6 protein-coding genes are annotated in these 7,170 nt (G+C 63.6%); all 6 read left to right on the top strand.

Annotation, left to right across the window (positions count from 1 at the left end; all coding sequences use genetic code 11):
* Nucleotides 1–258 precede the first annotated feature (258 nt).
* Nucleotides 259–360 carry a potassium-transporting ATPase gene (locus WBF82_RS17155; protein WP_424384165.1) on the top strand — a complete coding sequence of 34 codons (102 nt, stop codon included), beginning with the start codon at nucleotides 259–261 and terminating at the stop codon, nucleotides 358–360.
* Nucleotides 361–409: 49 nt separating this feature from the next.
* Nucleotides 410–499, top strand: coding sequence for a K(+)-transporting ATPase subunit F (gene kdpF / locus WBF82_RS17150; protein WP_424384164.1), 90 nt, complete (start codon nucleotides 410–412; stop codon nucleotides 497–499).
* Nucleotides 500–2,170 carry a potassium-transporting ATPase subunit KdpA gene (kdpA, locus tag WBF82_RS17145; protein WP_424384163.1) on the top strand — a complete coding sequence of 557 codons (1,671 nt, stop codon included), beginning with the start codon at nucleotides 500–502 and terminating at the stop codon, nucleotides 2,168–2,170.
* Nucleotide 2,171: 1 nt separating this feature from the next.
* Nucleotides 2,172–4,349, top strand: coding sequence for a potassium-transporting ATPase subunit KdpB (gene kdpB, locus WBF82_RS17140; RefSeq protein WP_424384162.1), 2,178 nt, complete (start codon nucleotides 2,172–2,174; stop codon nucleotides 4,347–4,349).
* A gap of 1 nt (nucleotide 4,350) precedes the next feature.
* Nucleotides 4,351–5,295, top strand: a complete 945-nt coding sequence (locus WBF82_RS17135) for a potassium-transporting ATPase subunit C (RefSeq protein ID WP_424384161.1) — start codon at nucleotides 4,351–4,353, stop codon at nucleotides 5,293–5,295.
* Between the two features lie 40 nt (nucleotides 5,296–5,335).
* On the top strand, nucleotides 5,336–7,170 hold a 1,835-nt coding region (locus WBF82_RS17130; RefSeq protein ID WP_424384160.1), incomplete at its 3' end, for a DUF4118 domain-containing protein.

Here is a 7,170-nt window from a genome sequence, read left to right as displayed (position 1 = left end):
GTGAAGGCAAAACCACTTTCCGGGTGTGCTTGCCCATCGTTGAGTAGCGGATCACACTGGCTACAGCAAAGGCCACGCGCGTTGCATGCTAGGACGATCAGCCTTGTAGCAAACTCAGAGAGGTAGGCCTACCGTAAAGATAGCGTTAGGGGTGGAGCTTTACTCAGCGGCGAAGCATAGCTTCATTCCAGATCTTCACCGCGAAGGTCTAAATTGCATGCCGGACCTACGACTCGATCGACCATCGAGCTGACCGGTGTGACGAACGGAGAAATTATGTCGGTGGTTGCCTACGTCCTTCTGACGGTGGCAGTCTTCGCCGTCCTCGGCTATGTGCAAAAGCTGGTCGAAAAGTTATGAGCCGCGCCTACGACGATGCAGAGCGTAGCGATGCTGAGGAGTGGCGCGCATGAGCTACGACAACATCGTCGGCCTCGCGCTGTCGGCAGTGTTGGCGGTCTACCTAGTCGCGGCCTTGTTCTTCCCGGAGAGGTTTTAGGTGAGCACATCTACCGCGGGGGTCGCATTCCTCGCCTTGCTCGTGCTGGCATTGGTGGCGGTACATGTACCGCTGGGCGACTACATGTACCGCGTTTACACGTCGCCGCGGGACTGGCGAATCGAGAAGGTGATCTACCGCGCCATCGGCGCCGACCCCAAAGCCGAACAACCGTGGTACGCCTACGCCCGTAGCGTCCTGGCATTTTCGGCGGTCAGCGTGCTGTTCTTGTTCTTCTTCCAGCTCTTGCAGGACAAGTTGCCGCTGCACCTGCACAACCCGGCGACCCCGATGACGCCCGCGCTGGCCTGGAACACCGCGATCAGCTTCGTCACGAACACCAACTGGCAGGCGTACTCGGGCGAGTCGACCCAGGGCCACTTGGTGCAGATGGCCGGGCTTGCGGTGCAGAACTTCGTCTCCTCCGCGGTGGGCATGGCGGTCGCGATCGCCCTGGTTCGCGGCTTCGCCCGGGTCAAGACCGTCGAAATCGGTAACTTCTGGGTGGATCTGGTCCGGGGCACGCTGCGTATCTTGCTGCCGATCGCGTTCATCGGTGCGATCGTGCTACTCGCCGGCGGGGCGATTCAAAACTTCCACCTGCACGACCAGGTCGTGACCACGCTGAGCGGCGCGCAGCAGACCATCACCGGCGGGCCGGTCGCGAGTCAGGAAGCGATCAAGGAGCTCGGCACCAACGGTGGTGGCTTCTTCAACGCCAACTCCGCTCACCCGTTCGAGAATCCCAACAGGTTGACCAACTTTGTCGAGATCTTTCTGCTGCTGGCCATCAGCTTCTCGCTGCCACGCACCTTCGGCCGCATGGTCGAGAGCAAGAAGCAGGGCTACGCGATCGCCGCCGTCATGGGTGTTCTCGCGGCGTCGAGCCTCGCCTTCATCGGGATGTTTCAGCTCGGCCACCACGGCACCGTTCCCACGGCAGCCGGCGCGGCCATGGAGGGGATCGAGCAGCGTTTCGGCATCGCCAACTCCGCTGTTTTCGCCGACGCGACCACGCTGACGTCCACCGGCGCCGTCGACTCTGCGCACGACTCCTACACCAGCCTCGGCGGCCTGATCGAGTTGTTCAATATGCAGATCGGTGAAGTCGCGCCCGGTGGCGTTGGCTCTGGCCTCTACGGCATGCTCATCATGGCCGTCATCACGGTGTTCATTGCCGGGCTGATGGTCGGCCGCACACCGGAATACCTCGGCAAGAAGATCAGGCCTCGCGAGATGAAGCTCGCGGCAAGCTATTTCCCGGTGACGGAGTTGCTGGTGCTGATCGGCACCGGCATCGCGATGGGGTTACCGGGCCCGCGGGCGAGCATGGCCAACACCGGACAGCACGGCCTGTCGGAAGTGCTCTATGCGTTCACCTCCGCGGCCAACAACAACGGCTCGGCTTTTGCCGGTCTGTCGGTGAACACCACCTGGTACAACACCGCGCTGGGCCTGGCGATGGTCATCGCTCGATTCCTGCCGATGATCCTGGTGCTCGCGCTGGCCGGATCGCTGGCCCGCCAAGGTCATACGCCGGAGTCCCCGGGCACCCTGCCCACCCATCGGCCGCAGTTCGTTGGCCTCGTCGCGGCTGTGACGGTGATTTTGTGTGCCCTGACCTTCCTGCCGGCGCTGGCGCTCGGTCCCCTTGCTGAAGGAATTCACTGAAATGCCAACGTCGACCATCTCGAAAGCCAGTTCCACGCATCCATCGCACCACCACCACGGCGGCCTAGCGCCGGACGGGCGGGTCGCGGGCGGACTGCTCGACCCGGCGCTGCTGGCCAAATCTCTGCCAGACGCGTTGCGCAAGTTCGATCCGCGCACCCTGTGGCGCAATCCGGTGATGTTCATCGTCGAGATCGGCGCCGTCTGGTCGACGGTGCTGACCGTCCGCGAGCCATCGGTGTTCGGCTGGCTGATCGTGTTCTGGCTTTGGCTGACAGTGCTTTTCGGCAACCTCGCTGAGGCTGTCGCTGAAGGACGGGGCAAAGCTCAGGCAGACACCTTGCGCAAATCAAAGGCGGACACCATCGCGCGCCGGTTACACGGCTGGTCGCCGGACACCCCCGGCACCGAGGAGGACGTCCGGGCCCCCGAACTGCAAAAGGGCGACATTGTCGTCGTGGAGGCCGGTGAAATCATCCCGGGCGATGGCGAGATCGTGGAAGGTATTGCGTCGGTTAATGAATCGGCCATCACCGGCGAATCGGCGCCGGTGATCCGGGAATCCGGCGGCGACCGCTCCGCGGTGACGGGCGGCACCACCGTGCTCTCGGACCGCATCATCATCAAGATCACCCAGGAGCCCGGCAAGAGCTTCATCGACCGGATGATCGCACTTGTCGAGGGAGCCAACCGGCAGAAGACACCGAACGAGATCGCGCTGAATATTCTGCTTGCCGCGCTGACCATCATCTTCCTGTTCGCGGTGGCGACGCTGCAGCCGCTGGCGATCTATTCCAAGATCAGCAACCCGGGCGTGCACGACACCTCCGCCCTCACCAACAACGGCGTCTCGGGCGTTGTACTGGTGGCGCTGCTGGTCTGCCTGATCCCCACTACCATCGGCGCGCTGTTGTCGGCGATCGGTATCGCCGGAATGGACCGGCTGGTCCAGCGCAACGTGCTGGCGATGTCGGGCCGCGCGGTCGAGGCCGCCGGCGACGTCAATACGTTGCTGCTGGACAAGACCGGCACGATCACGCTGGGCAACCGGGAGGCGTCGGAGTTCATCCCGGTCACCGGCGTCACATCCGAACAGCTGGCCGATGCCGCGCAGCTGTCCAGCCTGGCCGACGAAACCCCGGAGGGCCGCTCCATCGTCGTCTACGCGAAAGAGGCCTACGGGCTTAGGCAGCGCTCCCCCGGTGAACTCAGCCACGTCCACTGGGTCGAGTTCACCGCGACGACCCGGATGTCGGGAGTCGACCTCGATGGACGACAGCTGCGCAAGGGCGCGGCCAGCTCGGTCGCCAAGTGGGTCCGCGATCAGGGCGGCGTCATTCCCGAGATGCTTGGCGACATCGTCGATGGCATCTCGGCCGCCGGCGGTACTCCGCTGGTGGTCGGCGTGGTCAGCGACGACGGCGGTAGCAAGAAAGCCGACGTGTTGGGCGTCATCCACCTCAAGGACGTGGTTAAGCACGGCATGCGTGCGCGTTTCGACGAGATGCGCAAGATGGGCATTCGCACGGTGATGATCACCGGTGACAATCCGCTGACCGCCAGGGCCATCGCCGACGAGGCCGGGGTCGACGACTTCCTCGCCGAAGCCACACCCGAAGACAAGATGATGCTGATCAAGCGCGAGCAGCAGGGGGGCCGGCTGGTCGCGATGACCGGTGACGGCACGAACGACGCGCCCGCGTTGGCTCAAGCCGACGTGGGGGTGGCGATGAACAGCGGCACCAGCGCGGCCAAAGAGGCCGGCAACATGGTGGATCTGGACTCCGACCCCACCAAGCTCATCGAGATCGTGGAAATCGGTAAGCAGCTGTTGATTACGCGCGGCGCGTTGAGCACGTTCTCGATCGCCAACGACATCGCCAAATATTTCGCGATCATTCCGGCGATGTTCGTGGCGCTGTTTCCCGGACTGGACGCGATCAACGTGATGCGGCTGCACAGCCCGCAGTCGGCGATTCTTTCCGCGGTGATCTTCAACGCGCTGATCATTGTCGCGCTGATTCCGCTGGCGCTGCGCGGTGTGCAGTACACACCAAGTAGCGCGTCAAAACTGTTGAGCCGCAACCTGTACCTTTACGGGCTCGGCGGCATCGTCGCCCCGTTCATCGGTATCAAACTGATCGACCTGCTGGTGCAATTTATCCCCGGGATGAGCTGACATGAACTTGACTAACCTGATTCGCCAGCACTGGGCGGCGCTGCGCGCGCTGCTTGTGCTGACGGTGATCACCGGCTTCGTCTACCCGTTGGCCGTCTGGGGAGTCGGGCTACTTCCCGGGCTGCATGCCAAGGCGGAGGGCTCGATAGTCAAAGTGTCCGGAAAGCCGGTCGCCAGCAAGCTGATTGGCCAGTCGTTCACCGACAAAGACGGCAACCCACTGCCGCAGTACTTTCAGAGCAGGCCCTCGGCTGCAGGGACGGGCTACGACCCCATGGCATCAGGAGCCACCAACTTGGGCCCGGAGAGCATCGTCGACACACCAGCTGATCCGGCCAAGCTGGCTCCGGGTGCGGATCCATCGACGGCCGGATTCAAACCCAGTCTGCTAACCCAGGTGTGCGCGCGCAGTTTCGCGATCGGAAAGCTCGAGAAGGTCGACGGCTCACGCCCGTTCTGCACCGGTGGCGGGGTGGGCGCGGTGCTGTCGGTGATCGGGCCGCGGGATTCGGCCGGAAAGGTGATCCATCCGACCCGGGTGGTCAGCGTGAATGAACCTTGCGCAAAGCCCAGCAGCGCACCGACGCCGGTGTTTCAGCAACTCTACGAGGGTGTCCGGGTGGATTGCGCTTCCTACGGTCAGGACTACTCGGTCGGTCAGATCGTTCCGATTCGTGGCGCAGCGTCTGATCACCCCGCGGTGCCTGCCGACGCCGTCACCGCCAGCGCCAGCGGTCTCGATCCCGACATCTCGCCGGAATACGCCGCAATCCAGGTGGCCCGGGTAGCTCACGCGCGCCGGATCAGCGCTGGCCAGGTGCACGACGCGGTTAGCCACAACCAGCACGGCCGGCTGCTCGGCTTCGTTGGCGAGCCGGTGGTCAACGTGGTGCAACTCAACCTCGAGTTGGACCGCAACTACCCAGTGAAGTCTTCAAATACTTAGTACGCGTGAAGTCTTGATCTTTCCGATAGATGATATCCGTGTGACTTCCGATGCGTCGGCTGCGGAGCCAGCAACCGCCGAACACGCGCCACCGCGCCGGCGAGGCGACTTGCGCATCTACCTCGGCGCGGCACCCGGCGTCGGTAAGACCTGCGCGATGCTCGGCGAGGCGCATCGCAGGTTGAGCCGAGGCACCGACGTTGTCGCGGCGGTGGTGGAAACCCATGGCCGCAAGAAGGTTGCCGAACTCCTGGACGGCATCGAGGTCATTGCGCCGCGCCAGCTAACCTATCGCGGAACCGAGTTTTCGGAACTCGATGTCGAGGCGGTGTTGCGGCGCCATCCGACGGTAGCGCTGGTCGACGAATACGCGCACAGCAATATCCCCGGCAGCGCCAACTCAAAACGCTGGCAGGACATCGAAACGCTGCTTGACGCGGGAATCACCGTGATCTCCACGCTCAACATTCAGCATCTGGAAAGCCTCAACGACGTCGTCGCCTCGATCACCGGCGTCGAGCAGCGTGAAACGGTGCCCGACGATATCGTCCGAAAAGCAGCTCAGATCGAGTTGGTCGACATCACACCAGAAGCGTTGCGGCGCAGGCTTGCTCACGGGAATGTCTACCCGCCTGAGCGGGTCGACGCGGCGTTGTCCAACTATTTCCGGCCGGGCAACCTGACCGCGCTGCGCGAACTCGCGTTGCTGTGGCTTGCCGATCAGGTCGATGCGGCGTTGGCGACTTACCGTGCCGAGAAAAGGATTACCGACAGCTGGGAAACCCGCGAACGGGTAGTGGTCGCTGTGACCGGCGGCCTGGAATCAGAAACGTTGGTGCGCCGCGCTTCTCGCATCGCATCGAAGTCGAGCGCGCAATTGATGGTGGTGCACGTGGTCCGCGGCGACGGGCTTTCGGGAATCTCCGCGCTGCAAGCGACCAAAGTACGTGACCTCGCCACCAGCCTGGGCGCAACCGTGCACACCGTGGTCGGCGATGACGTGTCGGCGGCGCTGCTGGAATTCGCCCGAGAGACGAACGCCACCCAGCTGGTGTTGGGCACCTCGCGGCGGTCTCGTTGGGCGAGCATTCTCACTGAGGGAATCGGCGCGGCCACCATCAAGAACTCGGGCAAGATCGACGTCCACATGGTCACCCATGACCAGATCCACCCGGGGTTTTCATTCGCGTCAATCTCCCCGCGGGGTCGTCGACTCGCATCGTGGCTCGCCGCCCTCACCGTGCCGTGGATCATGTACGCAATCACCGCGGCCTGGTTGGACCCGCTGCTGGATGTCGGCGGCAAGACCGCCGTGTTCGTCGTCGGAGTGATTGGCGTCGCACTGTTCGGCGGGGTGGCGCCTGCCCTGTTATCGGGGCTGCTATCCATGGCGCTGTTGGACTTTTTCCTCACCGACCCCCGAAATACCTTCGTCATTGCCAACCCCAGCCACCTCGTCACCGAAGTCGTTCTGCTGGCGGTCGCCATCGGCATCGCCGCGCTGGTCGACACCACGGCCAACCGCGCTCGTGAGGCCAGGCTGGCGGCTAAGGAGGCCGAATTATTGGCGCTGTTCGCCGGTTCGGTACTACGTGGCGGCAGTCTCGACGCATTGCTGGAGCGCTTACGCGAGGCCTACTCCCAACGCACCGTCAGCCTGGTGCGTGACGTCGACGGTCACCGACAGCTGATCACGGCGGTCGGCAAAGACCCATGCGCAACGGTCGATTCCGCTGACACCGCGGTCAGCGCGGGCAATGACGAATTCTGGTTGCTGCTGTCCGGACGAGCCTTGACCGCCCGCGACCGCAAGGTCTTGTCGGCCGTCGCCACCCAAGCCGCCGGTCTGGTCAAACAACACGAGCTCAGCGAAGA

This window comes from Mycobacterium sp. (genome assembly GCF_049673265.1).
Taxonomy (GTDB): Bacteria; Actinomycetota; Actinomycetes; order Mycobacteriales; family Mycobacteriaceae; genus Mycobacterium.
This window is presented reverse-complemented; position numbering and strand designations above follow the sequence as displayed.